This window comes from Mycobacterium sp. IS-1590 (genome assembly GCF_001500025.1).
Lineage (GTDB): Bacteria > Actinomycetota > Actinomycetes > Mycobacteriales > Mycobacteriaceae > Mycobacterium.
This window is the reverse complement of sequence record NZ_LQIW01000009.1, coordinates 1-24,424: the sequence shown is the minus strand read 5'-3', so window position 1 is coordinate 24,424 and position 24,424 is coordinate 1. Positions and strand designations below refer to the sequence as shown.

The window sequence follows — 24,424 nt, the reverse complement described above, 5'->3', positions numbered from 1 at the left end:
GTGTCGATCCTGCCTTACCAGGCCGCCGAAAGGTCCCCGTGTTGGGTGATCCAGGTGTGCATCGCGATACCGGCCGCGACGCCCGCGTTGATGCTTCGCGTCGAGCCGAATTGGGCGATCGACACGGTCATGGCGGCGCCGGCCTTCGCCTCGGGGGTGATCCCCGGCCCTTCCTGGCCGAAAACCAGCAGGCAGTCCCGCGGCAGCGGGGTGGTTTCGATACGCAACGCGCCCGGGATGTTGTCGACGGCGACCACCGTCAGGCCGGCGTCGGCCGCGTGGGCAAGCAGCGCGGCGGTGGTGTCGTGGTGGCGCAGCCGTTGGTAGCGGTCGGTCACCATCGCGCCGCGACGGTTCCACCGTCGTCTGCCGACGATGTGCACGGTGTCGACGGCGAACGCGTTGGCGGTGCGCACGACCGCGCCGATGTTGGCGTCGTTGCCGAAGTTCTCGATTGCGATATGCAGGGCGTGCCTGCGCTCGTCGATATCGGCGATGATCGCTTCGCGGGTCCAATAGCGGTACGCGTCAACGACATTGCGGGTGTCCCCGTCGCGGAGCAGGGTCGGGTCGTATCGAGGGTCGTCGGGCGGTGGCCCCTGCCAGGGGCCGACGCCGGGAGCCTCTCCCCATTCGGTGGGCCCGGCGACCCCCGGTTCCCCTGCGTCAGTCATCCTTCGTCCACAGTGCGGCGTGGGTACCGACGAGGGAGACGGTCGCATACAGCAGCGCGTTGTTGATCTCGCCCTGGGTGCACAGCGATGCACGCACCTGCACGGCGTCGCGGGATGCGTCGGGAAGCACCAGCACCGAGGCGCCGTAGACGTCGCACGCGTGGCTCAGCCCGGGCGGGGGCACCGTCGGCGCAACCAACACCATCGCCGGCCCGCCGCGCTGCTGCGAGACATCGCGGTATTGCTCTGCCACGCCGCTGATTTCGAGGCCCAGCAGCATGTAGCCGTTGCCGGTGAAGGCGTTCGGGTCACCCAGCGCCGCCGGGGGGAGCATCGCACCGTCGGCGCGGAAGGCATCCAGACTCGTGGTGCGCAGCGACAATCCGGTGTCGCTGTCCCTGACGGCGGGCAGGCCGACGGGGAAGGCCGCAGGATGGGCGACGGTGGTGCCCGGTGTCCGGTCGCGCGGCGAGTAGGCGTACACGCCGCGCACCTGTATCTGGTCGCGCGCGGGTCCTATGCACACCGTGCCGGTGAGGCGGTCGGGTGTGGGCGCCGAGAGTGGCCGCAACTCGAGGTCGGTTGCGTCGCGACAGCTTCCGATGCCGTTGGCCTCGATCGGGTGCGCGAGCGCCCCGTACAGACCGAACCGGATGTCTTCGGGTCTGGCGTGCTCGCCGCCGCCCTCCGCGGGTGACGCGTCGACGTCGAACAACACATAGTCGCCGTCGAAGCGCAGGTTCGACACCGACATGTTCCAGCCCAGTGTGGCAAGCGATTCGCCGATGACGGCGGTCTGCGCGCCGTAAGGATGAACCGACGCATCGTCTCGAGAGCATGCCGATGCCGCGACGACGATCGCGGTCAGCACCGCGATCAGCGCACGCACGTACGCAGTGCCCTATGTCCGGCCACGGCCCCTGCCCACGACTTTGGTCACGGCGCGCACCAGGTTTCGCGGCGCCATCCGCCCGCCGGTGGTCAGCACCTTGTACTGCATCCCGGGGATGATCACGACCTTCTTGTTCTTGGCGCCGTCACCGACATGGGCCATCGTCTCGCGAACCACGTCGTCGACCTCGAGCCAGAACCACGACGGTGTGCCCTCCATGTCGATGCCCGCCCGCTGGTGGAATTCGGTGCGGACGAAGCCCGGACACAACGCGTGCACTCCGACCCCGGTGCCGTCCAAACCGTTGGCGAGACCCTCGGAGAACGCGACCACCCACGCCTTGGACGCCGAATATGTCGATCCGCGGCCGGGTAGCAGACCGGCGACGCTGGCGACGTTGATCACCGTGCCGCGGCCGGCGTCCAGCATCGGGGGCAGCGCCGCATGCGTCAGCTGCATGACGGCGGTGACGTTCACGTCGAGCTGCGACTGCAGCAGGGAGAAGTCCGCGGTCCAGAACTCCCCGGAGGTTCCGAAACCGGCGTTGTTCACCAGCACCTGGACGCCGGCGGCGAGCCGGTCGGCCACCTTCGCGCGGTCGGCTGCCTGAGCGAGGTCGGCGGTGAGCACCTCGACGGTCGCACCGCCCTCGTCGCGCAGTTCAGCGGCCAGGCGCTCGAGCCTGGCGGCGTCGCGTGCGACGAGCACGAGATCGTGACCGTCGCGGGCGAATCTGCGCGCAAAGCCCGCGCCGATGCCGGACGTCGGTCCGGTGATCAGGGCGACGGGGCGAGACATGGCTTCAGGCTACTTCCCGCGGTCGCGAGCTCCGGCGAGACCACCTACCGCTGGTAGTGCGGTGACTGCCGCCCGTTCCGCGACGGCGGCTGGCGCCGCGCATCCGGCCGAGGGGGCGGCTGCTGGGGGTAGCGCGCGGCTTCGGGGCGGGCCGGAGCGTCGGCGCCGGGGGCCGGTTCGCCGCGGCCGGCGGCGGGGGTGAGCGGGCGGCTCGGCGACCCGCTCCGCCGGGCCAGCGCCCCCTGGCTGCCCTGGCTCGCCATGGCCTGCGGGGTCGGCGGCAGGACCCGCAGAAGATCGTTGAACTGACGCACGGTGCGCAGACCCTCGTCCCACTGGGCGCGCGTGCTGGTCACCGGCATGGAAACCAGCGTCCAGTGTTCCTCGTTCCACATGATCTCGGCACAGTCGGGCGCGGTGTGAGCGAAGGTCACCATCCGCCGGTCGCACGCGCGGCGCGCGGCGTCGAGGTTGGTGGAGTAGACCATGCGCGGGCCGATCGCGCCGAGTAGCCAGATGTCGTTCTCCCGCGGCTCCTTGATGCCCTTGAGCCGCAGGTCGACGACGACGTTGGTGCCGACCTTGCGGTGCAGGGCGATCACCGTCGCGACGTCTTCGAGGTCGAAGATGAATACCGCCTCGCCGCGGATCTGCCCGAGGACCACGTTTTTCGCCGTGACATCACCGACGGTGGACATCACGCCGCGCTTCCAGCGTCGGACGATGTCGGCCGATTCGTGTTCGTAGTCGAAGCCGTGCGACTTCGCCCAGGACTTGCGCCGACGCCCCAACCCCCGTCGACGGTCGATGTCGACATAGAGCAGCACGGCCGCACCGACGAAGCAGAGCGCGGACAGCGTGAACCAAAGCGGGACCATTGCGCTCTAGCCTACTTGCAGGTAGCGCCGAATCCAGAACTCGTGCTGGTCACAACCCGGCATCTTGCGATATCGATCGCGCGAAACTGCATCCCAGCAGGTGTCTACGCGACATTTCGCTGCCGGAATGCAGTTTCGCGGGCGGAACGACCGGGTCAGCCCAGGACCAGGGAGTCGCCGTCCGGGCTGACGTTGACCGGCACGATGTCGCCGTCGTGCACGTCGCCGGACAGCAGCAGCTTGGCCAGCTGGTCGCCGATGGCCTGCTGGATCAGCCTGCGCAGCGGGCGGGCGCCGTACTGCGGGTCGAAGCCCCGCTGGGCCAACCACTTCTTGGCGGGCAACGACACCTCGAGGGTGAGCCTGCGCTGCTCCAACCGCTTGGCCAGCTGTGCCAGCTGGATGTCGACGATGTGCACCAGCTCCTCGGGGTTGAGCCCGTCGAACACGATCACGTCGTCGAGCCGGTTGATGAACTCCGGCTTGAACGCCCCGCGCACGGCGGCCATCACCTGCTCCTCGGTACCGCCGGCACCCAGGTTCGACGTCAGGATCAGGATCGTGTTGCGGAAGTCGACCGTGCGGCCCTGGCCGTCGGTCAGCCTGCCTTCGTCGAGCACCTGCAGCAGCACGTCGAACACGTCCGGGTGGGCCTTCTCGATCTCGTCGAACAGGATCACCGTGTACGGGCGCCGGCGCACCGCTTCGGTCAGCTGACCGCCCTGGTCGTAGCCGACGTAGCCCGGAGGCGCACCGACCAGTCGCGCGACGGAGTGCTTCTCGGCGTACTCGCTCATGTCGATGCGGACCATCGCGCGCTCATCGTCGAACAGGAACTCCGCCAGCGCCTTGGCCAGCTCGGTCTTACCGACACCGGTCGGGCCCAGGAACATGAACGAACCCGTCGGCCGGTTCGGGTCGGCGACGCCGGCGCGACTGCGCCGCACGGCGTCCGACACCGCCTGCACAGCCTTCTTCTGGCCGACGACGCGCTTGCCGAGCTCGTCTTCCATGCGCAGCAACTTGGCCGTCTCGCCCTCGAGCATCCGCCCCGCGGGAATACCGGTCCACGCCGACACCACGTCCGCGATGTCGTCGGGGCCGACCTCCTCCTTGAGCATGACGTCCTCACGCGCCTCGGCGTGCGGGAGCGCCGCGTCGAGCTTCTTCTCCACCTCGGGAATGCGGCCGTACCGCAGTTCGGCGGCGCGCTCGAGGTTCCCGTCGCGTTCGGCGCGGTCGGCCTCACCTCGCAGCGCCTCGAGCTGCTCCTTGAGCTCGCGGACGATGTCGATGGCGTTCTTCTCGTTCTGCCACCGCGTGGTCAGTTCGGCCAGCTTCTCCTTGTGGTCGGCCAGTTCGGCGCGCAGTTTCTCCAGCCGTTCCTTGGAGGCGGCGTCCTCCTCCTTGGACAGCGCCATCTCCTCGATCTCGAGCCGGCGCACCAGCCGTTCGACCTCGTCGACCTCGACGGGACGGGAGTCGATCTCCATGCGCAGCCGGGACGCGGCCTCGTCGACCAGGTCGATTGCCTTGTCCGGCAGGAACCGCGAGGTGATGTAGCGGTCGGACAACGTCGCCGCCGCCACCAGCGCGGAGTCGGTGATCCGCACACCGTGGTGCACCTCGTAGCGGTCCTTGAGCCCGCGCAGGATGCCGACGGTGTCCTCGACCGACGGCTCACCGACGTACACCTGCTGGAACCGGCGCTCCAGTGCGGCGTCCTTCTCGATGTACTTGCGGTACTCGTCGAGCGTGGTCGCCCCGACCAGGCGCAGCTCGCCGCGGGCCAGCATCGGCTTGATCATGTTGCCGGCGTCCATCGAACCCTCACCGGTGGCACCGGCGCCGACAATGGTGTGCAGCTCGTCGATGAACGTGATGATCTGACCCGCCGAGTTCTTGATGTCGTCGAGCACGGCCTTCAGCCGCTCCTCGAACTCGCCGCGGTACTTCGAGCCGGCGACCATCGAGCCCAGGTCCAGGCTGACGACGGTCTTGTCGCGCAGACTCTCGGGCACGTCGCCCGCAACGATGCGCTGAGCCAGGCCCTCGACGATCGCGGTCTTACCGACGCCGGGCTCACCGATCAGCACCGGGTTGTTCTTGGTGCGACGGCTCAGCACCTGCACGACGCGACGAATCTCGGTGTCGCGTCCGATGACCGGGTCCAACTTGCCTTCGCGGGCCCGGGCGGTCAGGTCGGTGGAGTACTTCTCCAAAGCCTGGTAGGTGCCTTCCGGGTCCGGGCTGGTGACCCGGGCGCTGCCGCGCACCTTGACGAAAGCCTCGCGTAGCGCCTGCGGGGAGGCGCCGTGGCCGTTGAGCAGCTTCGCCGTATCCGAGTCACCGGTGGCCAGCCCCACCATCAGGTGTTCGGTCGAGACGTACTCGTCGTCCATCTCGGTCGCCAGGTTCTGGGCGGCGGTGATCGCGGCCAGAGCCTGCGGAGCGAGCTGCGGCTGCGACGCCGCGCCGCTGGCGCTGGGTAGCCGGTCGAGAAGTCGCTGTGCCTCCGCGCGGATCGTGGCGGGTTCGACGCCGACGGCCTCGAGAAGTGGTGCGGCAATGCCGTCGTTCTGGGTAAGCAGAGCCATCAGTAAATGGGCAGACGTGATCTGCGGGTTGCCCGCGGCGGTCGCCGCCTGCAACGACGCGGTCAGCGCCGCCTGGGTCTTGGTCGTCGGGTTGAACGAGTCCACGACACCTCCCTTTCCTCGGTTCGTGAGCTTGGCAAAAATGCTTGTCCGATAGTTCAACGTCGTCAATCTTGAGTCTGTTCCGCTCAAGTCTAATCAATTTCGCTGCGCCCGACCGATGCTTGAGCGAGCAGGGAAAACAACACGCCGCACAGCTGTCACAGTTTTCACACCTGCATCAGCGACGCTTGATCTCATGCGTCGACTCACCGCCGTGCTCGCGGGCTGCGCGCTGAGCGTGGTCGGCTCCTGCGCGCTCGCTGCCCCCGCCTCGGCGGCCGGCGAGGAGGATCAGGTCCGCGCCGTCCTCGACGGCATGAACGGCTCGTACAACCGCGCGGACTTCGCGTCGTTCGCCGAACATGTCTGTGCACCCATGCGCCGGGCCGCGGGGTTCGAGGACGAGTGGTATGCCAGCCGCGAGGCCGACGGCCCCACCCGGATCTCCGTCAGCTCGGTGACGGTCGCGGGCAAACCCGTGGTGTCGGCCGTCGCCACGGTGCGGTTCTCCGCCGAAAACCAGCCCAGCGCCAAGACCTTCGACATCGACTTCCTCCGCGAGGAGGGCGAATGGAAGGCCTGCCAGTACCACCCGACACAATCGATCTGACAGTGGTGACCGCCGGCACCTTCGGTGCACCTCGACCGCTCCCCCTGTCCTGAGGCCCCGGATGGACAACGAGACGGACGACGACACCGTCGCCACGGTCATCATCGGGCAGCGGGTCCGCGCCGGTAAGGAGGCGGAGTTCGAGCGGTGGCAGCACGACCTCAACCGCGAGGCCTCCCGGTATGCCGGCTTTCTCGGCGCCGAGGTCAACCCTCCGACCGCCGTTCAGCCCGAATGGGTGGTGGTCTACCGGTTCGATTCGATCGCTCACCTCCAGGCGTGGCTCAACAGCGCCACCCGACAGGACCGCCTCAGCGCGGGCCGAGAGTTCTTCGACGGCCCGGCCACCCAGCAGGTCGTCGGCGGTCGCGCCAAGGCCGACGATGCGCTGGTGACCGCGGTCGTCAGCCATCGGGTCGGTGCCTACGAGATCGACGATTTCCTCGCGTGGCAGGAGCGACTTCGGTTGGCCGAGAAGACGTTTCCCGGCTTCCGCGGCAGCGAGCTGTTTCGTCCCGTGCCGGGGGTTCAAGACGAGTGGACCGCCATCTACCGCTATGACACCGCCGCGGACCTCGACCGGTGGCTGGGCTCGAAAGAACGACGCGACCTCCTCACCGAGGGCCACAGGTTCTCCGACTTCGAGCTGCGTACCGTCGACAACTCGTTCGGCAGCTGGTTCGCCTTCGACGAGCACGGCAGGCCGGCTCCACCGCCTTCGGACCTCAAGACGTCGATCGCGGTGTGGGTCGGGCTGTATCCGACCGTCATGCTGCTCACCATCGCCCTGTCCCCGCTGCGCCTACCGCTGTGGTTGAACCTGCTCGTCGGAAACCTCCTGTCCACCTTGATCATCAGCTTCGTCGTCATGCCCTACTACGTGAACCCGCTACTGAAGCACTGGCTGCGTCCGCCGCCGGACGTGTCCCTGTCACGGACCAACTTGCGCGGCCTCGGGACAATCGCGATCACCATGGCGTTCTGGGCGCTGACGTTCCACTTCGTGACGGTCGTCTTGTGGCGTCTGCACTGACACCGAACCCGGCACGCACCGCGGGTGCGCGCAAGAGCCGCACCGGCACCGGGCATTCCGATAATGTTCGGCCTCGTGGACACGGGATCGTTGCTGACCGAACTGATTCCCCTGGCACTGGTGGTGGCGCTCTCGCCGCTGTCGATCATTCCCGCGGTGCTCGTGCTGCACACACCGCGGCCGCGCCCGACCGGCCTGGCGTTCCTGGCGGGTTGGATCATCGGGTTGACACTGCTGACGAGCGTCTTCCTGCAGGTCTCCAGCTTGATGGGTGGGCGCGAAGGTCACCCGCCGGGATGGGCGTCCTGGCTGCGGATCGTGGTCGGCGCGGCACTCATCGCGTTCGGCCTGTACCGGTGGCTCAACCGGAAGAAGTCGGCCCACAAACCCAAGTGGATGCAGAGCCTGAGCACGCTGACCCCCCTGCGGGCGGGCGGCGCGGCGATGGCGCTGACCGTCGTCAACCCGAAGGTCCTGTTCATCTGTGCGGCAGCAGGTTTGGCGATCGGCACTGCCGGCGGGGGCTCACGCGACGATTGGCTGGCCGTCGCCTGGTTCGTGATCGTGGCCGGATCCACCGTGGCGCTGCCGATCCTGGCCTATGCGGTCTCCGGCGACCGTCTCGACCGATCGCTGAACCGGCTCAAGGATTGGATGGACCGCCAGCACGCCGTCCTCATGGCGGGCATTCTCGTGGTGATCGGTCTCATGGTGCTGTACAAGGGCGTTCACGGGTTATGACTCGTCGGAGGCCGGCAGTCCGAGCTCGTCGGCGTCGGCGGTCAGGTACCGCGTCACCGTCGGCGCCAGCAGCCGCACCAGATCGTCGTCGGGCAGCGTGGCCAACGGTGGGATCTTCATGACGAACCGCAGTATCGCCGTGCCCACGAGTTGGCTCGCGGCCAGCAGCGCGCGCAGCCTGGCCTGCTCTGTACCTCCGAGCTCGTCGGACACCGCGCTCAGCACGTAGTCCTGCATGAACCCCCTGAACGCCTCGTGAGCGTCGGAGTTCGAGGTGGCCGACTGCAGCATCGCGACCATCGTGGGACCCGATTCGGGTGACTGCCAGATCCGCAGGTACGCCCGCACCATGCGGGTGCCGATGTCGGGGTCGTCGTCGGGGCCACCGGCAAGTGCGGAAACCAGCGCCCCGGGGTCGACGACCACATTGAGCGACGCCCGAAAAAGCTCGGTTTTGGACCCGAACAGATACAGCACCATCGATGGGTCGACATGGGCGTCGCGGGCGATGGCGCGCAGCGTCGTCTTCTCGTACCCCTCGGCGCCGAATCGCTTGCGCGCCGCGGCGAGCACGGCGTCGCGCGACACCGGTTCGCCTCGGCGGCGGCCCCGGCGACGGGCCGTTTTCACTGGTGGCACCACGCCTCGAGGCTAGCATTTCAATAACTGTTGAAATCTGATGCTCGTCGGGGTTACGCTGCCGATGCGCACTAATTCAACGACGAATGAAAAGGCATCGGACATGACCATCGAAACCCCCGCGCGGTCCACCCACCACGCATCGCCGGTCCACGAACCGCCTGCCGCAGTGCGAGCGACGGGCGTGATCGTGGTACTCACCGTCGTCATCGCCATCGTGGCGTTGGCCTTCGCGCTGCCCGCCGCCCGCAGCGCTCCGCACGATGTGCCGATCGGTGCCGCGGGCCCGCAGGCGGCGAGCGGCCAAGTCGCGGCCACGATGGAGCAGCAGGCGCCGGGCGCGTTTGCGTTCACGTATTACCCGAGCGCGAACGCGCTGCGCGAGGCGATCCGCGCCCGCGACGTCTACGGCGGCATCGCACTCGGGCCCGACGGGCCGACGCTGATGATCGCGACCGGCGGCAGCCCGATGATCGCCCAGATGTTGACCCAGATCGGCAACGGCATCGCCGAGAAGACCGGCGCCCAGTTGCGCATCGAGGATCTGGCGCCGCCGACCGCCGACGATCCCCGCGGTGTCGGGCTGGCCGCCTCGGCCCTGCCCATCACCCTCGCCGGGCTGCTGCCCGCGATCGCGCTGATCTTCGCGCTCAAGCGCGAGGTATGGACCCGGTTCACCGCCGCCGCGGTCTTCGCCGGCGTCGCCGGCCTGACCATCGCCGCGCTGTTGCGTTGGGTGCTGGGGTCGATCGAGACGAACTTCTGGGGAGTCACCGGTGCGCTGACGCTGGGCATGCTGGCCATGGGGTTGACGATGCTGGGCTTGGGATCGCTGTTCGGGCGCGTCGGCCTTGCGTTGGGCGCGGTGCTCGCGCTGCTCGTCGGCAATCCGTTGTCCGGCCTGAACAGCGCCCCGGAACTGCTGCCGAGCGGGTGGGGGCAGCTGGGGCAGTTCCTGCCGCAGGGCGCCAACGCCACCCTGCTGCGATCGGCGGCGTTCTTCGACGGGGCCGGCGGCGCCGTACCGGTCATCGTCCTGGCCTGTTGGACCGTCGTCGGCGTGGCGCTGATCGTCCTGGCGGCCCTTCGCCAGCGGAGGGTGACACCCGGCTGACATACACTCGGGCCGCGTGGGACTCGACGACCGTGACGCGCTGCGCATGCTGCGCGACGCGGTCGATCCCGCGCTCGGCTCCGACCTGATCCACCGCTTCTACACCCACTGGTTCGCGATCGACATCTCGGTTCGCGACCTGTTCCCGCCGGACATGGACGAGCAACGGCGACGGTTCGGGCACGCCGTCACATGGGTCCTTGGCGAGCTCGTCGCCCAACGTGCCCAAGAGCCGGTGGCCTTCCTCGCCCAGCTGGGTCGCGACCACCGCAAATACGGTGTCACACAACGGCATTACGACAGCATGCAGACCGCGCTGTATGCCAGCTTCCGCAGTCACCTGGCGGCGAGCTGGGACGACCGGCTGGCCGAGACCACCCGCGACGCGGTCGCGTTGATGACCGGCGTGATGCGCGGAGCCGCCGACGCCGAAGAGGGTCCGCCATTCTGCGACGGCACGGTCATCGAGCACATGCGCGTCACCCGTGACGTCTCCGTCGTGCGTCTGCAACTGGACCAGCCGCTGTTCTACCACGCTGGCCAGTACGTGACCGTTCAGGTTCCGCAGTGGCCGCGCCGGTGGCGGTACTTGAGTCCGTCGATCCCGACCGAACCCCATGGCGGCATCGAGTTCCACATCCGCTCGGTGCCCGGCGGGATGGTGAGCACCGCGATCGTCGCCGAGACGACACCCGGTGACCGGTGGCGGCTGTCCAACCCCCACGGCGCGCTGCACGTGGACCGCGACGGCGGCGATGTGCTGATGGTGGCGGGCAGCACCGGGCTGGCGCCGCTGCGGGCGCTGATCATGGACCTCACCCGCTGGGGGGTCAATCCGCGGGTGCACCTGTTCTTCGGCGGACGGTATCCGTGCGATCTCTACGACCTGCGCACGTTGTGGCAGATCGCCTCACAGAACCCATGGCTGTCGGTCACACCGGTCTCGGAGTTCAACGTCGACCCGCCGTGGGCCGCCGACTACCCGGACGTGCAGCCGCCCCGCGGCCTGCACGTGCGACAGACCGGCATGCTGGCCGATGTGGTGACCCGCTACGGCAACTGGGGCGACCGGCAGATCCTGATCTGTGGCAGCCCGGCCATGGTGACGGCGACCAAGGCCGCGCTGATCGCCAAAGGGGCACCCGCCGAACGCATTCAGCACGATCCTCTGGCTTCCTGAAACGTCGCGCGGCGGCCGCGGCGCCCGTACACTCCGATCAAGATCAACGATCGGGAGCTCAGATGGCGACGATGCGAGCCGCACGCATGCACGGGTACAAGCAGCCGCTGCGGCTGGAGGAGATCCCCATACCCGACATCGAGCCTAACCAGGTGCTGATCAAAGTCGGCGGAGCAGGCATGTGCCGCACCGACTTTCAACTCATCGACGGCTACTTCAGCCTGCCGATGCCGCTGCCGGTGACTCCCGGTCACGAGGTCGCGGGCACCATCGATCGGATCGGTGCCGACGTGCCGGCCTCCGCGGGCCTGTCGGAGGGGGCTCGCGCAGTGGTGTTCGGCCCGCTCGGCGACGGGTCATGCCGCCAATGCCACCGCGGCAACGAACAGATCTGCAACCAGGGCCACTGGGTCGGCTTCGGTCCGCACGGGGGCTACGCCGAATACGTGCCGGTGGCACACCAACAGGTGATACCCGTCGGTGCCGACCTGTCGCCGGTGTCGCTGGCGCCGCTGACCGATGCGGGCCTGACGCCGTACCGGGGGCTGAAGAAGCTGCGCGCGGCGGGTGTGCTCGGACCGGGAACGACGTTGGCGGTGATGGGTGTCGGCGGTCTCGGAGCCTACGCCGTCCAGTACGCCAAGCTGCTCGGGTCCGGCGCGACGGTGGTCGCCTTCGCGCGCAGCGACGAAAAGCTGGCGCTGGCAACCGAAAACGGTGCCGATCACACCGTCAACACCAGGGGTAGGAGCGACGACCAGGTGCGTGACGCGCTCGAGCAGGCCACCGGTCGACGCGAGGTCGACGCGGTGATCGAGTGTGTGGGTGCCGAGGAGAGCATCCGGCTGGCCTTCGCGCTGCTGGCCACCGAAGGTGCGGTCGCTTCGGTGGGACTGGTGGGCAACCGGGTCGACATCCCGCTGTTTCCGTTGGTCGGCAGGGAGTACACGTTTTTCGGGTCGTTCTGGGGCAACTACACCGACCTCACCGAGGTCGTCGCGCTCGCCGAGGCCGGAAAGATCAAGGACAGCGTCACCCAGGTCCGCTTCGAAGACGTCAACGACCACATCGACGCGCTCGGCCGCGGAGATTTCGTCGGCCGCGCGGTGATCGTCTACGACCGAGTCCGCTGACTTGTGAATCTGACGACGGTTTCGACGTTCCGAGCGTCGCCAGATTCACAAACCGGTAAGGGGCCCGACTCCACGTGCGCAGCGTGCGACGATCGTCTCGTGGTTGACTTCGATGCCGTCACGCTGAGCGATCCGTCGTCGGACCTGACCGCGACGTTCGTGCCTGCCGCGGGCATGGTGGGAACGTCGTTGACGGAGTCGGGTGACGAGTTCCTCGGTCAGCGCCGCGGTCTGGCCGCTTATGTGCACAACGGCAAGACGATGGGTATCCCGATCCTGTATCCGTGGGCGAACCGGTTGAGCGCCAACACTTATGAAGTCGACGGGTCCGTGGTGACCTTGACTCCGGGCACGGGCGGAGTCCGGACCGATGAGCATGGAGCACCGATCCACGGTGTGCTGGCCGCCTACCCCGGCTGGGAGGTCCGCGACCGCACCGACAACAGCCTGACCGCCGTGCTCGACTACGGCGCCGATGCGCAACTGCTCGCGGCGTTTCCCTTTCCGCATGTGCTCACCCAGCACGTCGTGCTCGACGGCCGCAGGCTCACCATCGAGACCACGGTGACGCCCACTTCATCGGTGTCCGTTCCGCTGTGCTTCGGCTATCACCCGTACGTGAAGATCCCCGGTGTGCCGCGGGAGGACTGGACGCTGAGCACCCCGCCGATGCGGCATCTGCCGGTGGACGACATAGGCATACCCACCGGTGCGCACGACCCCTGGCCGGGCGGTGAGCAGACCCTGATGGTCACCGCCTACGACGACGGTTTCGACGAGGTGCCCGAAGGCGCGGTGTTCACCCTCACCGGCGGTGGGCGCCGCATCGATGTGACATTCGAAACCGGTTATCCCGCAGCGCAACTCTTCGCACCCCCCAATGACGACCTGATCGGCATCGAACCGATGGCGGCCCCGACGGACGCGCTACGCAGAGGCGGATACCGAAAAGCGGTCCCCGGCACGCCGGAGACCGTTCGGTTCTCGATCACGATTCGCTGAGGGAAGTTCTACTCCGCCTGATGTCGCCGCCGACCGGCTTTGGGCTGCCAGACCACGACCGCGGTGCTCTTGGGCATGACGGCGAGGTCGCGGCGCGGAGACCCGCGCAGCGACTCCACTTCCTCGGTCAGCTCCCGGATCCGCGCCTGAAGCGCCTCGACCTGGTTGGTCAGTTCGATGATGCGCTTGATGCCCGCGAGGTTGACACCCTCGTCCTGGCTCAGCCGCTGCACCTCACGGAGCAACTCGACGTCGTGCTGCGAGTAACGCCTGCCGCCGCCGGAGGTGCGCTGCGGACGCACCAGCCCCAGCCGGTCATAGGTGCGCAGCGTCTGCGCGTGCATGCCGGCCAGCTCCGCGGCGACGGAGATCAGGAAGGTGCGGGCCTCGTCATTGGACCGCTTCGCAGTCATCAGGCACCTGCCCATCCGGCCCGCGGATCGAAGCCGCTGGCTCGCTCCGCCTTCGCATAGGCCTCCAACGCCTCGGCCGCCTCGCCCTCCAGGTTGGGTGGCACCGCCACCTTCACTGTCACCAGCAGATCACCGTGTCCGCCGGAACGTTTGGGCACACCGCGGCCGCGCACACGCAGGATGCGTCCGTCCGAGGTGCCCTTGGGCACCCGCACGCCGACCTTGCCTTCCAGTGTCGGCACCGAAAGCGTTGTGCCCAGCGCCAATTCGTGGAAGCTGACGGGCACGGTGACGGTCAGGTCGTCGCCGTCACGGCCGAACACCTTGTCGGGCCGCACGTGGACGGTGACATACAGGTCGCCCGACGGAGCGCCCCGCAGACCCGCTTCGCCCTGGCCGGCCAGCCGAATCCGTTGACCGTCCTCCACGCCCGGCGGGATGCGCACGTTGATCGTGCGGGTGCGGGTGGTCACGCCGGTGCCCTTGCACTCCTGACAGGGGTGCTCGATGATCGACCCGCTGCCGCGACATTCGGTGCACGGCTCGGAGAATCCGAACGCGCCCTGGTTGCGGTTGATCACCCCGGACCCATTGCAGCTCGGGCAGACTTTCGGGCTCGTACCGGGGCGGGCACCGCTGCCATGACAGTTCGTACACGGCGCGGGACTGGTGAGCCGTAACGGCATAGCCACACCCTTGGTGGCTTCCAAAAACGACAGCTCCGCCTCGGTCTCGAGGTCGTTGCCGCGACGCGGCCTGCTGGGTCGGGGCTGCTGTGCACCGCGCCCGAACAGCCCACCGAACAGGTCGCCGATGTTCGCGCCGCCGGTCTGCCCCGCCGCGTCGAACAGGTCGTTCAGGTTGAATTCGACGCCGTCGCCGCCACCGAATCCGCCGTAGCCCCCGCCGCCGAACCGGCCGCGACCGAACCCGCCGTTGGCGAACAGCCGCCGGGTCTCGTCGTACTCCTTGCGCTTGGCCGGATCGGTGAGCACCTCCTTGGCCTCGGAGACGGCCTTGTACCGGTCCTCGGCGGCCGAGTTGCCGGGATTGCGGTCGGGATGGTTCTCCGCGAGCAGCTTTCGGGCCGCCCGTTTGATTTCCTGATCGCTGGCGTCAGAGGAGACGCCGAGCTCCTTGTAGAAGTCCTTCTCGACCCATTCACGCTGGGCCATACCGCGTCACCTCCTTCCGCTTCTGTAGGTTTATCGCAGTCTCACTTTAGATTTTGCTGGTTGCCGACGATTCGCGTCGGATACATCGTCGCCGACGAGTCGAAGGTGGCGCAGGATTCGCCCCTTTCGGGCGATTCCGCGCCACCTTCTGATCACTCGGCTTCGGCCTCCGGCGCTCGGTCGCCCGCGGCGGTGTCGCCGGCGTCACCGGGAACCGTGTCGACCACCCCGACCAGGGCATGGCGCACGACCTGGTCGCCGACCTTGTACCCGCGTCGCATGACGGTGCCGATGACGGGGTGAGTGCCCTCACCCTCGTGCTGTACGGCCTCGTGAAGTTCGGGGTCGAAGTCGTCGCCTTCGGAGCCGAAGCCCGAAAGACCCAGCCCCTCAAGGGTGTTGACCAACTTGTCGGCCATCGCCTTGAACGGACCGCTCTCCAGGTCACCGTGACTTCGCGCGCGGTCGAGGTCATCGAGGATCGGCAGCAGCTGCGAGATGACCGAAGCCTTCGCCCGGTCCGCCGCCACCTGCTGATCGCGCAACGCCCGCTTGCGGTAGTTCGTGAAATCGGCCTGCACCCGCTGCAGATCGGCGAGCAGTTCGGAGGCCTTGTCGGCCTCCTCCCCTGCCGCCGTCGCAGTGGGCTCGTCCGGCGCCGAATCCGGCGCCGGATCCGAACCTGCTTCTCTCACTTCACCGGTGACCGGATCGATGCGCCGTTTGTCGGTGACGGTCACCGGCTCGTGCGGATCGTTTCCTGTCACTTGTTCTCCTTGTCAGAATCATCGTCGACGACCTCGGCATCCACGACGTTGTCGTCCGCCGCGCCGGCGTCCGCACCGCCGCCCGCCGCCTGCTCGGCCTGGGTGGCCTCGTAGATGGCCTGGCCGAGGGCCTGCGATTCGACTCCGAGCTTCTCCATGGCGGACTTGATCTCACCGATGTCGGTGCCTTCCAGCGCCTTCTTGGCATCGGCGATCGCCGCGTCCACCTTGGCCAGCGTGTCCTCGGGGACCTTGGAGCCGCCTTCTGCGCCACGCTGTTCGGAGACGAACTTCTCGGTCTGGTAGACCAGCGACTCCGCCTGGTTGCGGACGTCGGCCTCCTCGCGACGCTTACGGTCCTCCTCGGCGTGCGCCTCGGCGTCCTTGATCATCCGGTCGATCTCGTCCTTGGACAGGCCGGAGCCTTCCTGGATGCGGATGGTGTTCTCTTTGCCGGTGCCCTTGTCCTTCGCGGTCACGTGCACGATGCCGTTGGCGTCGATGTCGAACGTGACCTCGATCTGGGGCACACCGCGCGGAGCCGGCGGGATACCGGTCAGCTCGAAGCTGCCGAGCAGCTTGTTGTGCGCGGCGATCTCACGCTCACCCTGATAGACCTGGATCTGCACCGACGGCTGGTTGTCGTCGGCCGTGGTGAAGGTCTCCGACCGCTTGGTCGGGATCGTGGTGTTGCGCTCGATCAGCTTGGTCATCACGCCACCCTTGGTCTCGATACCGAGGGACAGCGGCGTGACGTCAAGCAGCAGAACGTCCTTGACCTCACCCTTGAGCACACCGGCCTGCAAAGCGGCGCCCACCGCGACGACCTCGTCGGGGTTGACACCCTTGTTGGGCTCCTTGCCGCCGGTCATCTCCTTGACCAGGTCCGACACCGCGGGCATGCGGGTCGAGCCGCCGACCAGCACCACGTGATCGATGTCGGACACCGAGATACCGGCGTCCTTGACCACCTGCTGGAACGGCTGACGCGTCCGGTCGAGCAGATCCTGCGTGATGCGCTGGAACTCCGCACGGGTCAGCTGCTCGTCGAGGAACAGCGGGTTCTTGTCCGCGTCGACGGTGATGTAGGGCAGGTTGATCGAGGTGCTCTGGCTCGAGCTCAACTCGATCTTGGCCTTCTCGGCGGCCTCACGCAGCCGCTGCATCGCCATCTTGTCCTTGGTCAGGTCGATGCCGGAGGTGCCCTTGAACTTGTCGACCAGCCACTCCACGATCCGGTCGTCCCAGTCGTCGCCGCCCAGATGGTTGTCGCCACTGGTGGCGCGCACCTCGACGACGCCCTCACCGATCTCGAGCAACGAGACGTCGAACGTGCCGCCGCCGAGGTCGAAGACCAGGATCGTCTGTTCCTTCTCACCCTTGTCCAAGCCGTACGCCAGCGCCGCCGCGGTGGGCTCGTTGACGATGCGCAGCACGTTGAGCCCGGCGATCTGACCGGCCTCCTTGGTGGCCTGACGCTGAGCGTCGTTGAAGTAGGCGGGCACGGTGATGACGGCGTCGGTGATGTCCTCACCGAGATAGCTCTCCGCGTCGCGCTTGAGCTTCTGGAGCGTTCGGGCGCTGATCTCCTGCGCCGTGTACTTCTTGTCGTCGATCTCCACGGACCAGTCGGTGCCCATGTGCCGCTTGACCGAACGGATGGTCCGGTCGACGTTGGTCACCGCCTGGTTCTTGGCGGGCTGGCCGACCAGCACCTCTCCGTTACGCGCGAACGCGACGACGGACGGCGTGGTGCGGGAGCCCTCGGAGTTCGCGACCACAACGGGATCGCCACCCTCCAATACCGCGACGACGGAGTTGGTGGTCCCGAGGTCGATTCCGACCGCACGAGCCATGTTTGTTCCTCCTGGATAGTCCTGCTTGTTGGGGTCTGAGTGCACCGCACTCAAGACTGCGCCGACGAACCCTACCCTGTCAACCCAGACTTGAGTCTGTTTCACTCAACTGTCGAATCGGTCAACGGGCCTACTACCGGATTTGTTCCCGCGGCGTAGCGTCGCTTGCGATGTGCCAATACTGCGGGTGCCGCGACATGCCGTTGATCCGGGACTACATCGCCGAGCACGCCGTCGTCCTCAACCTGGGCGCTGCAGCCGTCCGGCGCATCGATCGCGGTGATCTCGACACCGCGCGACGCCTTCTGGCGCAGATGGCCGAGGAACTGGGCGCGCACTGGCGCGGCGAGGAGAACGGCCTGTTCGAGGTGCTTCTGCGCGAGGAGCTGTTCGCCCAGCACATCGAGCCCCTCATTCGCGAACACCGCGAACTCGCCGATCTTCTCGCCTCGGTGGACCTGAGCCGCACGGCCGATCAGCAGGCCATCCGCGACGCCGTCGACGACCTCTGGGAGCACACCCGCAAGGAAGAGGACGGCATCTTCCCGGCGTCGATCACGGAATTGGACGGCGACGACTGGGACGCCGCGATGGCGGCGTGGCACGCCGCCCACCCCGGCAAGGAGATGCTCGAGTGGGGTGTGTGAGTGTCACCCGTCCCTAAAGTGGAGGGATGACTGCCGCACAACGGGAACGTGCCGCCCTCGTCGAGACCATGCGCGCGGTGGGCCCCGACGCCCCCACCTTGTGTGGGGACTGGACGACGCGGGACCTCGCCGCGCATCTGGTGGTACGTGAGCGCAGGCTCGACGCCACCCCCGGGATCATGATCCCGGCACTAGCCGGATACACCGACAAAGTGCAACGGCAGACCGCGCAGGCCGACTGGGAGGACCTGCTCGACAAGGTGGCCTCCGGCCCGCCGCTGTACTCGCCGTTCAAGCTGCTCGACCCGGTGGCCAACATGGGCGAGATGTACATCCATCACGAAGATGTCAGGCGAGCGCAATCCGGTTGGGAGCCAAGGCCTCTGGACAACGGCACGGTCAGCGCCCTGACGCGTTCACTGCCGCTGATGGCGAAGATGACGCTGGCCAAGGGACCCGCGCGGATGACGCTGAAGACACCGCAGGGCAAGGTGCTGGCCACCGTCGGAAAGGGTCAACCACTGACCGTCGTCGGCGAGGCGCAGGAACTGCTGCTCTTCATCTCCGGTCGCGACGAAGTGCGCCTCGACTTCGAAGGCGACCAGGCGAACGTCGAGGCGGTGCGCGCGAACCGTCGCGGGCTGTGACCCGTCGATCGCGCCTAAGCTGGCGGCCGTGAGCTCATCGGTGGATTTCCGCGTTTTCGTCGAACCGCAGCAGGGCGCGTCGTACGCCGACCAGCTCGCCGTCGCGCGGGCCGCCGAAGACCTGGGCTTCTCCGCGTTCTTCCGGTCCGATCACTATCTGGCGATGAGCGGCGACGGGCTGCCCGGCCCAACCGACTCCTGGGTCACGCTCGCGGGTATCGCGCGTGAGACGTCAACGATCCGCCTGGGAACGATGGTGACCTCCGCGACCTTCCGGTATCCGGGCCCGCTGGCGATATCCGTCGCTCAGGTCGACGAGATGAGTGCCGGCCGAGTGGAATTCGGCATCGGCGCGGGCTGGTTCGAAGCCGAACATCAGGCGTACGCGATCCCGTTCCCGTCGCTTCGCGAACGCTTCGACCGGCTCACCGAACAGCTCGAGATCATCACGGGGCTGTGGACAACGCCGCAGGGTGAGACGTTCGACTACTCCGGGAAGCACTACACGATCGTCGATTCCCCGGGCCTGCCCAAGCCCGCGCAGTCACCGCACCCGCCGGTGATCATCGGAGGCCAGGGCGCCAAGCGGACGCCGGCGCTCGCGGCGAAATACGCCTCCGAGTTCAACGTGCCATTCGTCCCGCTGGAAACGGTAAAGACCCAGTTCGAGCGCGTCGCCGCGGCCGTGTCCGATGCCGGGCGAGCCGCCGATTCGATGACGTACTCCGCGGCGTTCGTGCTGTGCGCCGGCCGTGATGACGGCGAGATCGCCCGCCGGGCCACCGCGATCGGGCGCGAGGTCGATGAGCTCCGCAGCAACTCCCCCACGGTCGGCACACCCGCCGAGATCACCGACAAGCTGGGACCTTTCGTGCAGGCCGGAGTGCAGCGCATATACCTGCAGGTACTCGACATGTCAGACCTCACTCACCTGGAGTTCGTCGCCCACGAGGTGCTGCCTCAGCTCCGCTGAGCAGGCGCGCGCGGGCCGGCGGCCCTACGATCGGTGGCCGTGCCCGGCGGTGACACCAACGACTACGAGCGCGGTGGAGACGCGCCGCCGCAGCCCTGGTACAACCGCACGCTCGAAGTGGTCGGCGCGAGCCTGCTCGGCCTGGCCGTGATCGGAATCCTGGTGCTGGCGGTGTCCTTCGTCGCCGGCCGGTCCAGTGACCCGCCGCAGGCGCCGCTGAACTACGTCGAGCCGGCGTTCACCACGACCGAGTCCCAGACGGCCACCACCGCGACCACCGCGACGATCACCAGCACCAGTCCCCCGGAGACCACCGAGATCAACGACCCGACGCCCTCGGGAACAACGACCTCGAGCAGCGAGACGACCTCGAGCAGCGAGACGACGACAAGCAGCGCGACGCCGCCGACCAGTGAGGCCGACGAGGACGACGACCCGGCCACGACCCGCACGACGCGCCGACCCCGGACGAATGTGACGCGCACGCTCTATCCGTACCCCTGAGCGCCTACTATCGGTTGCCGTGGCGCGATATGGACCTCCCGACCCGAACCATCCCGACAACGAACCGACGGCGTACATCAATTACGGCGACGGCGGGCCCGGGGTGCCGCCCGAGGAGCCGGTTCCCTGGTACCGCAAGCCGGCGGCGCTGGTTGCGTTCGGCGCCATCGGCGCGTTGCTCGTCGCCCTCATCGTGTGGGGGCTGGCCAGCCTGATCAGCGGTGACGACTCGACCACCGAACCCACGTCGCTGACGCCGTTGACGACCACGACGCGCACCGCCACACCCGTCACCACGACACCGTCGCCCCAGACCGTGACCGAGACCGTCACCGCGCCACCGGCGGCCACAACCACCGAGCCGACCACCACGACCACCACGACCACCCCGCCGCCGACGACGAGCATCAGCACCGAAACGAGCACCGAAACCAGCACCGAAACGGTGACCGAGACGGTGACGGCGCCGCCGACTCCTTAGCCCCGGTGCTGGGCCGCGTACTCGGCCACCATCGCCTCGGCGCTGCGGACCGCCGCCCGGCACGCCCTGGTGGTGAACGGGTCGTTCAACGGATGCTCGGCACGCCTGCGCCAGCGTTGCGCCGCCGCGAACGCCGCGCGGGGCCCGTCGTACGGGTTGTCCGGCTGCAGGCCGAGCCTGCTGGCCGCATCGGTACCCGAACCGCCGATGATCCGTCGCAGCGATGCCATCTCATCGTCATTCAAAGTTGTTGGCCGCGAACGTAACTGACTCAACAACCGGAGTTCCTCGAACGCGTGCGTGTCCGCGAGCAGCGGGTCGATGTCGGCCAGTATGTAGGGTGTCGCGTAGATCGGGTTGGCCTGCACGAACTGCCGTAGCGACAGCAGGGCGGTATGCGCCTTGAGCAGATCCGACCGCTGAGCGAACTGCTGGTCGATGACCTCCCGCAACGCCACCAGCCCGCTGCGTTCCAACAACTCGTCGGCCAGCGCCACCGAATCGCTGACACCGGCGCGCAGCACCGCGATCGAGATCCGGATCCCGAACATGCCGAACCGGTCCAGCAGAGCCGCCCGCGTTGCGGCATCCACCGGCAACTGGCTGTCGTCGCGGACGAAGCGGTCCACCGACAGCATCGCCTTGGTCAGCTCGGCGGCGTCCACCCCGGCCAGCTTCTCCAGCGCGACGAACTCGCTCTGCCGAAGCGTGCGTGCCGTCAACGCCAGCAGCCCGGACACCGGCACCACCGCCTGACACGTCCCGGTTCGCTCCATCTCGGCGGTGAACCGCGTCGCGACGTCCTTGGCCGACAGCATCGCATCGATGCGCCCGGCCCCGATCTCGTCGGCGCGAGAGGCCACCCCGATCACGCCCAACGCGCCCGCGGAACCGCCGACCAACTCGCCGATCTGTTTGAGAAGCGCGATGTCGGAGGCGTTCAGCGTCCGCAACAGGAAGACCACCGCATCGACCCGCGGCACGCCGTCCTCGGGCACGAGCAGACGCAGCGTGCGCTCCGAGACGTCGCGGGACAGCGACGACGTACCCGGGGTGTCGATGATCGTGGTGTCGATCAGCTCGGCGGCCGGCCATTCCACATCAAGGTCGACGATGTCCTCGGCGTCGAGCGTGGCGAAGTCGAATGTCAGACCGCCCTCGTTGGGATCGCGCCCGATCGGCACGTTGGATCGCCTGCCGCCGCGATGATTAGCGGTCACCTTCGGCGTGGGACCGTGGCGGAACCACGTCACGATCCGGGTGGCCTCGGTAGCGTCGGTTGGCGCAATGTCCTCGCCGACAAGAGCATTCACCAACGTCGACTTGCCCGCCTTGAGCGTGCCGGCCAGCGCTATCCGGATCGGCTGGTTGAGCCGGCCGCCGATGCGATCCAACTCGTTGTGCACATCGGGGCGCTGACGGTAAGCCGGATCGGCCTGGTACGCCTGGATGGTTCCACCCAGGATCGCGCGCACCTGATCGCTCGTGCTCATCTCGCGCTACCCACCAATGCTCCTGGCTGCTCTCCGTGTTCGGTGATGGCCAAGAGTCCAGCTTATGCACCGATGCCGCTACGCGGTCCCGACGGGTTCTGGCGCGGAATCGGCGGGCAACAGCTTCACCGCGTGCTCGGTGACTTGATTGAGGATGTTGAGCTGACGCTCGAGTTCCTTGAGCCGGCCGTTGCGTTCGGCCTCCTGCACCTGTGCGGCGGCAATGGTCGCCTGCAGCGACTCGTTGAGGGATCGGGAGGTCTGGTTGGCGATGCCTCGGTAATGGTCGCGCAGCTGGCGCTGAATCGCCTTGAGCCGGTCGCGCGATTCCTTGCCGACCGCGAACTGCGTGTCGTCGATGAAGCGGCGGGTGTTGGTCTTGGCCTCGTTGCGGACCCGCAGCATCCGGTTCTCCATGTTCTCCCGGTATGCGGTGCGCCCCATGAGCAGACCGGCCCCGAGCGAGATCGGGTTGAACATGCCCAGCCCCGCGAACGACGTCATCATGCCGAACATCAGCACGCCGCCGTAGGAGCCCTGCATGCCCATGGTCAGCTTGCGTCCCGCGCGGACCGGCTTGGCCTCCAGCTTGCCCAGCGACTTCATCTCCCCGAGGCTGGCACCCATCCGGCTGGGGTCCAGGTGCGGCATGCTGACCGCGTCGAGTCCGGCCTCGACAAACGTGCGGGCGACCTCGGCGGCCAGCGCCTCGGCGCGTTGGTAGGCCCAGACGAAGTTGTCCCCGACCGCCGTGGCGACCGCATTCTCGAGTTCGGCACCGATCTCGGCCCAGTGATGTGTCGGGTCGCAGGTGTCGATGACCTTCTCGATGTGCTGGCTGATGATGCGGAACCGCCCGCGCAGATCGTGATCGACATCGGCGGTCAGGTCGGCGATTCCGTCGTTGAGCACCTGCTGCCACAGAGCGGTCTGCTGCAACGCGTCCTGAGCTTCCTGCTTGCGCCGTTCCAGGTCCTCCTTCAACCGGTCACGCGTCTCGGGGTCGTTGAGCGCCGCCAACTCGGCCTTCACCTTGAGCGTCAAATGTTCAGCTGCCGAATAGATTTCGTTCACGACATGATCGCGGATCCGGTCGTTCTGCCGCGCCAGCACTTGCTCGCTGAGGAACCTCACGATAGCCGGAAAGTTCGACTCCTCGTTGAGTTCCTTGTCGTTGAGCTGAATCGCGTGGGTGCGCAGCAGCGAGGACGCCGGGATCATCGGCACGTTCACACCCGCACGGTGCAAGTGCGCCTTGTTGGCCTCGACAATCTGGCGCCAGTGCGGATACAGATCGGTCTTGGTTGCGATTATCGTTGCGACAGGGCAGATCTCGAACGCCTGGCGCATGAACGTCATCTCCGGTTCGGTGAACTCCTGGCTGGTGTCGCTGCACATCAGCACCGCGTCGGCGTCTGGCAGTAGACCCAGCGTCGCGGACAGATGAGGTTGCCCGAGGCCGCCGACGCCCGGAGTGTCGACGAATGCGAGACCGTTCTTGAGCAGCGGGCTCGCCGCGGTCACCTCCACCCGGATCACTTCGCGCCCGTTGGCCTGCGGCGCGCGCCGCAGGTCGTTCTTGATGTCGGCCATCGAAATCTCGACGGCGTCGGGTTCCTCGCCCTCACCGCGCGCCACGATCAACTTGGCGGCAGCGGTCTCCCCGTAGGTCACCACGGTCGGCAGGACGGTGCTCTCGTCGTCACCGACCCGCGACACCGGCACGTTCAGAAGCGAGTTCAACAACTGGCTCTTGCCCTGCTTGAGCTGACCGGCGATCACCACCCGGATCTGCGGATCGGTGATGCGCGCCTTGGCCTTGGCCAGCCGTTCAACCAGATCACCGCGATCGTTGGCGTCGGCGATCCGGCTGGTGTGGTCGATCAGCTCGACGATGACCTTCGTTTGCCTGTCCGGCTGCGCCTGCTTGGCCGGCGTCGCCTGTCGATCATTGCCTTGCGTCATCAAGTCCTCGTATCCGGTTGGGCCGGTGAGTCAACGGTAGACGTGCCGACTGGCGGGGATCACGGTTTGATCCCCGCCAGTGGCGTTGTGTGTTCGGCTCAGAACAGGCC

Annotated in this window: 24 protein-coding genes; 12 read left to right on the top strand and 12 right to left on the bottom strand. The window is 67.5% G+C overall.

Annotation, left to right across the window (positions count from 1 at the left end; all coding sequences use genetic code 11):
- Positions 1-14: 14 nt before the first annotated feature.
- The 5 genes from AU197_RS08205 to clpB form a co-directional block, all read right to left on the bottom strand.
- On the bottom strand, positions 15-674 hold the full coding sequence (locus AU197_RS08205) for a TrmH family RNA methyltransferase (RefSeq protein ID WP_064402045.1): 660 nt from the start codon (positions 672-674) through the stop codon (positions 15-17).
- Positions 667-1,563, bottom strand: coding sequence for a hypothetical protein (locus AU197_RS08200; protein WP_064402044.1), 897 nt, complete (start codon positions 1,561-1,563; stop codon positions 667-669). The genes AU197_RS08205 and AU197_RS08200 overlap by 8 nt, the downstream gene beginning before the upstream one ends.
- A gap of 12 nt (positions 1,564-1,575) precedes the next feature.
- The gene (locus AU197_RS08195; protein WP_064402043.1) at positions 1,576-2,364 is read right to left on the bottom strand and encodes an SDR family NAD(P)-dependent oxidoreductase; all 789 of its coding nucleotides are present in this window, start codon (positions 2,362-2,364) and stop codon (positions 1,576-1,578) included.
- A 44-nt stretch (positions 2,365-2,408) separates the two neighbouring features.
- The gene (gene ttfA / locus AU197_RS08190; protein WP_064402042.1) at positions 2,409-3,242 is read right to left on the bottom strand and encodes a trehalose monomycolate transport factor TtfA; all 834 of its coding nucleotides are present in this window, start codon (positions 3,240-3,242) and stop codon (positions 2,409-2,411) included.
- A 155-nt stretch (positions 3,243-3,397) separates the two neighbouring features.
- On the bottom strand, positions 3,398-5,944 hold the full coding sequence (gene clpB, locus AU197_RS08185; RefSeq protein WP_064402041.1) for an ATP-dependent chaperone ClpB: 2,547 nt from the start codon (positions 5,942-5,944) through the stop codon (positions 3,398-3,400).
- A 193-nt stretch (positions 5,945-6,137) separates the two neighbouring features.
- Between clpB and AU197_RS08180 the strand changes: the two genes are divergently transcribed.
- The 3 genes from AU197_RS08180 (at position 6,138) to AU197_RS08170 (ending at position 8,325) form a co-directional block, all read left to right on the top strand.
- Positions 6,138-6,551, top strand: coding sequence for an Rv0361 family membrane protein (locus tag AU197_RS08180; protein WP_064402040.1), 414 nt, complete (start codon positions 6,138-6,140; stop codon positions 6,549-6,551).
- A 61-nt stretch (positions 6,552-6,612) separates the two neighbouring features.
- On the top strand, positions 6,613-7,584 hold the full coding sequence (locus tag AU197_RS08175; RefSeq protein ID WP_064402039.1) for an antibiotic biosynthesis monooxygenase: 972 nt from the start codon (positions 6,613-6,615) through the stop codon (positions 7,582-7,584).
- Between the two features lie 90 nt (positions 7,585-7,674).
- Complete coding sequence (locus tag AU197_RS08170) at positions 7,675-8,325, top strand: GAP family protein (RefSeq protein ID WP_502687867.1); 651 nt, start codon at positions 7,675-7,677, stop codon at positions 8,323-8,325.
- On the opposite strand, the gene AU197_RS08165 is transcribed toward AU197_RS08170, so the two are convergent.
- Positions 8,320-8,967, bottom strand: a complete 648-nt coding sequence (locus AU197_RS08165; protein WP_231744861.1) for a TetR/AcrR family transcriptional regulator — start codon at positions 8,965-8,967, stop codon at positions 8,320-8,322. The genes AU197_RS08170 and AU197_RS08165 overlap by 6 nt on opposite strands.
- A gap of 100 nt (positions 8,968-9,067) precedes the next feature.
- On the opposite strand from AU197_RS08165, the gene AU197_RS08160 reads away from it, so the two are divergent.
- From AU197_RS08160 to AU197_RS08145, 4 genes are all read left to right on the top strand, one after another.
- Positions 9,068-10,078, top strand: a complete 1,011-nt coding sequence (locus AU197_RS08160) for a hypothetical protein (RefSeq protein ID WP_064402037.1) — start codon at positions 9,068-9,070, stop codon at positions 10,076-10,078.
- Positions 10,079-10,094: 16 nt separating this feature from the next.
- Positions 10,095-11,258, top strand: coding sequence for an FAD-binding oxidoreductase (locus tag AU197_RS08155; protein ID WP_064402036.1), 1,164 nt, complete (start codon positions 10,095-10,097; stop codon positions 11,256-11,258).
- Positions 11,259-11,320: 62 nt separating this feature from the next.
- The gene (locus AU197_RS08150) at positions 11,321-12,391 is read left to right on the top strand and encodes an NAD(P)-dependent alcohol dehydrogenase (protein ID WP_231744860.1); all 1,071 of its coding nucleotides are present in this window, start codon (positions 11,321-11,323) and stop codon (positions 12,389-12,391) included.
- Between the two features lie 99 nt (positions 12,392-12,490).
- The gene (locus AU197_RS08145; RefSeq protein ID WP_064402035.1) at positions 12,491-13,393 is read left to right on the top strand and encodes an aldose 1-epimerase; all 903 of its coding nucleotides are present in this window, start codon (positions 12,491-12,493) and stop codon (positions 13,391-13,393) included.
- Positions 13,394-13,401: 8 nt separating this feature from the next.
- On the opposite strand, the gene AU197_RS08140 is transcribed toward AU197_RS08145, so the two are convergent.
- From AU197_RS08140 to dnaK, 4 genes are all read right to left on the bottom strand, one after another.
- On the bottom strand, positions 13,402-13,806 hold the full coding sequence (locus AU197_RS08140; RefSeq protein WP_064402034.1) for a heat shock protein transcriptional repressor HspR: 405 nt from the start codon (positions 13,804-13,806) through the stop codon (positions 13,402-13,404).
- Positions 13,806-14,981, bottom strand: a complete 1,176-nt coding sequence (dnaJ, locus tag AU197_RS08135) for a molecular chaperone DnaJ (protein WP_064402033.1) — start codon at positions 14,979-14,981, stop codon at positions 13,806-13,808. The genes AU197_RS08140 and dnaJ overlap by 1 nt, the downstream gene beginning before the upstream one ends.
- Before the next feature lie 152 nt (positions 14,982-15,133).
- A complete protein-coding gene (grpE, locus tag AU197_RS08130) occupies positions 15,134-15,748 on the bottom strand; it encodes a nucleotide exchange factor GrpE (RefSeq protein ID WP_064402032.1) in 615 nt (204 codons plus the stop codon).
- On the bottom strand, positions 15,745-17,604 hold the full coding sequence (dnaK, locus tag AU197_RS08125) for a molecular chaperone DnaK (protein ID WP_064402102.1): 1,860 nt from the start codon (positions 17,602-17,604) through the stop codon (positions 15,745-15,747). The genes grpE and dnaK overlap by 4 nt, the downstream gene beginning before the upstream one ends.
- Before the next feature lie 197 nt (positions 17,605-17,801).
- Between dnaK and AU197_RS08120 the strand changes: the two genes are divergently transcribed.
- Genes AU197_RS08120 through AU197_RS08100 form a run of 5 tightly spaced genes read left to right on the top strand, consistent with a single transcriptional unit; the run spans position 17,802 to position 20,856 of the window.
- Positions 17,802-18,251 carry a hemerythrin domain-containing protein gene (locus tag AU197_RS08120; RefSeq protein WP_231744859.1) on the top strand — a complete coding sequence of 150 codons (450 nt, stop codon included), beginning with the start codon at positions 17,802-17,804 and terminating at the stop codon, positions 18,249-18,251.
- A gap of 26 nt (positions 18,252-18,277) precedes the next feature.
- Positions 18,278-18,898: a TIGR03085 family metal-binding protein gene (locus AU197_RS08115; RefSeq protein ID WP_064402030.1), complete on the top strand. Its 621-nt coding sequence runs from the start codon at positions 18,278-18,280 to the stop codon at positions 18,896-18,898.
- A gap of 28 nt (positions 18,899-18,926) precedes the next feature.
- Positions 18,927-19,871: an LLM class F420-dependent oxidoreductase gene (locus AU197_RS08110; RefSeq protein WP_064402029.1), complete on the top strand. Its 945-nt coding sequence runs from the start codon at positions 18,927-18,929 to the stop codon at positions 19,869-19,871.
- Positions 19,872-19,910: 39 nt separating this feature from the next.
- Positions 19,911-20,375, top strand: coding sequence for a hypothetical protein (locus AU197_RS08105; RefSeq protein WP_156434347.1), 465 nt, complete (start codon positions 19,911-19,913; stop codon positions 20,373-20,375).
- A gap of 19 nt (positions 20,376-20,394) precedes the next feature.
- Complete coding sequence (locus tag AU197_RS08100) at positions 20,395-20,856, top strand: hypothetical protein (protein WP_064402027.1); 462 nt, start codon at positions 20,395-20,397, stop codon at positions 20,854-20,856.
- Here AU197_RS08100 and AU197_RS08095 read toward each other — a convergent pair.
- Positions 20,853-22,349, bottom strand: a complete 1,497-nt coding sequence (locus AU197_RS08095) for a dynamin family protein (protein ID WP_064402026.1) — start codon at positions 22,347-22,349, stop codon at positions 20,853-20,855. The genes AU197_RS08100 and AU197_RS08095 overlap by 4 nt on opposite strands.
- A gap of 78 nt (positions 22,350-22,427) precedes the next feature.
- The gene (locus tag AU197_RS08090) at positions 22,428-24,314 is read right to left on the bottom strand and encodes a dynamin family protein (RefSeq protein ID WP_064402025.1); all 1,887 of its coding nucleotides are present in this window, start codon (positions 24,312-24,314) and stop codon (positions 22,428-22,430) included.
- Positions 24,315-24,424 lie beyond the last annotated feature (110 nt).

Coding starts and splice junctions, on each gene's coding strand:
- AU197_RS08205 (WP_064402045.1), bottom strand. CDS start 674: ATGACTGACGCAGGGGAACCGGGGGTCGCCGGGCCCACCGAATGGGGA.
- AU197_RS08195 (WP_064402043.1), bottom strand. CDS start 2,364: ATGTCTCGCCCCGTCGCCCTGATCACCGGACCGACGTCCGGCATCGGC.
- ttfA (WP_064402042.1), bottom strand. CDS start 3,242: ATGGTCCCGCTTTGGTTCACGCTGTCCGCGCTCTGCTTCGTCGGTGCG.
- AU197_RS08180 (WP_064402040.1), top strand. CDS start 6,138: ATGCGTCGACTCACCGCCGTGCTCGCGGGCTGCGCGCTGAGCGTGGTC.
- AU197_RS08175 (WP_064402039.1), top strand. CDS start 6,613: ATGGACAACGAGACGGACGACGACACCGTCGCCACGGTCATCATCGGG.
- AU197_RS08160 (WP_064402037.1), top strand. CDS start 9,068: ATGACCATCGAAACCCCCGCGCGGTCCACCCACCACGCATCGCCGGTC.
- AU197_RS08150 (WP_231744860.1), top strand. CDS start 11,321: ATGGCGACGATGCGAGCCGCACGCATGCACGGGTACAAGCAGCCGCTG.
- AU197_RS08140 (WP_064402034.1), bottom strand. CDS start 13,806: ATGACTGCGAAGCGGTCCAATGACGAGGCCCGCACCTTCCTGATCTCC.
- dnaJ (WP_064402033.1), bottom strand. CDS start 14,981: ATGGCCCAGCGTGAATGGGTCGAGAAGGACTTCTACAAGGAGCTCGGC.
- dnaK (WP_064402102.1), bottom strand. CDS start 17,604: ATGGCTCGTGCGGTCGGAATCGACCTCGGGACCACCAACTCCGTCGTC.
- AU197_RS08120 (WP_231744859.1), top strand. CDS start 17,802: ATGCCGTTGATCCGGGACTACATCGCCGAGCACGCCGTCGTCCTCAAC.
- AU197_RS08115 (WP_064402030.1), top strand. CDS start 18,278: ATGACTGCCGCACAACGGGAACGTGCCGCCCTCGTCGAGACCATGCGC.
- AU197_RS08095 (WP_064402026.1), bottom strand. CDS start 22,349: ATGAGCACGAGCGATCAGGTGCGCGCGATCCTGGGTGGAACCATCCAG.
- AU197_RS08090 (WP_064402025.1), bottom strand. CDS start 24,314: ATGACGCAAGGCAATGATCGACAGGCGACGCCGGCCAAGCAGGCGCAG.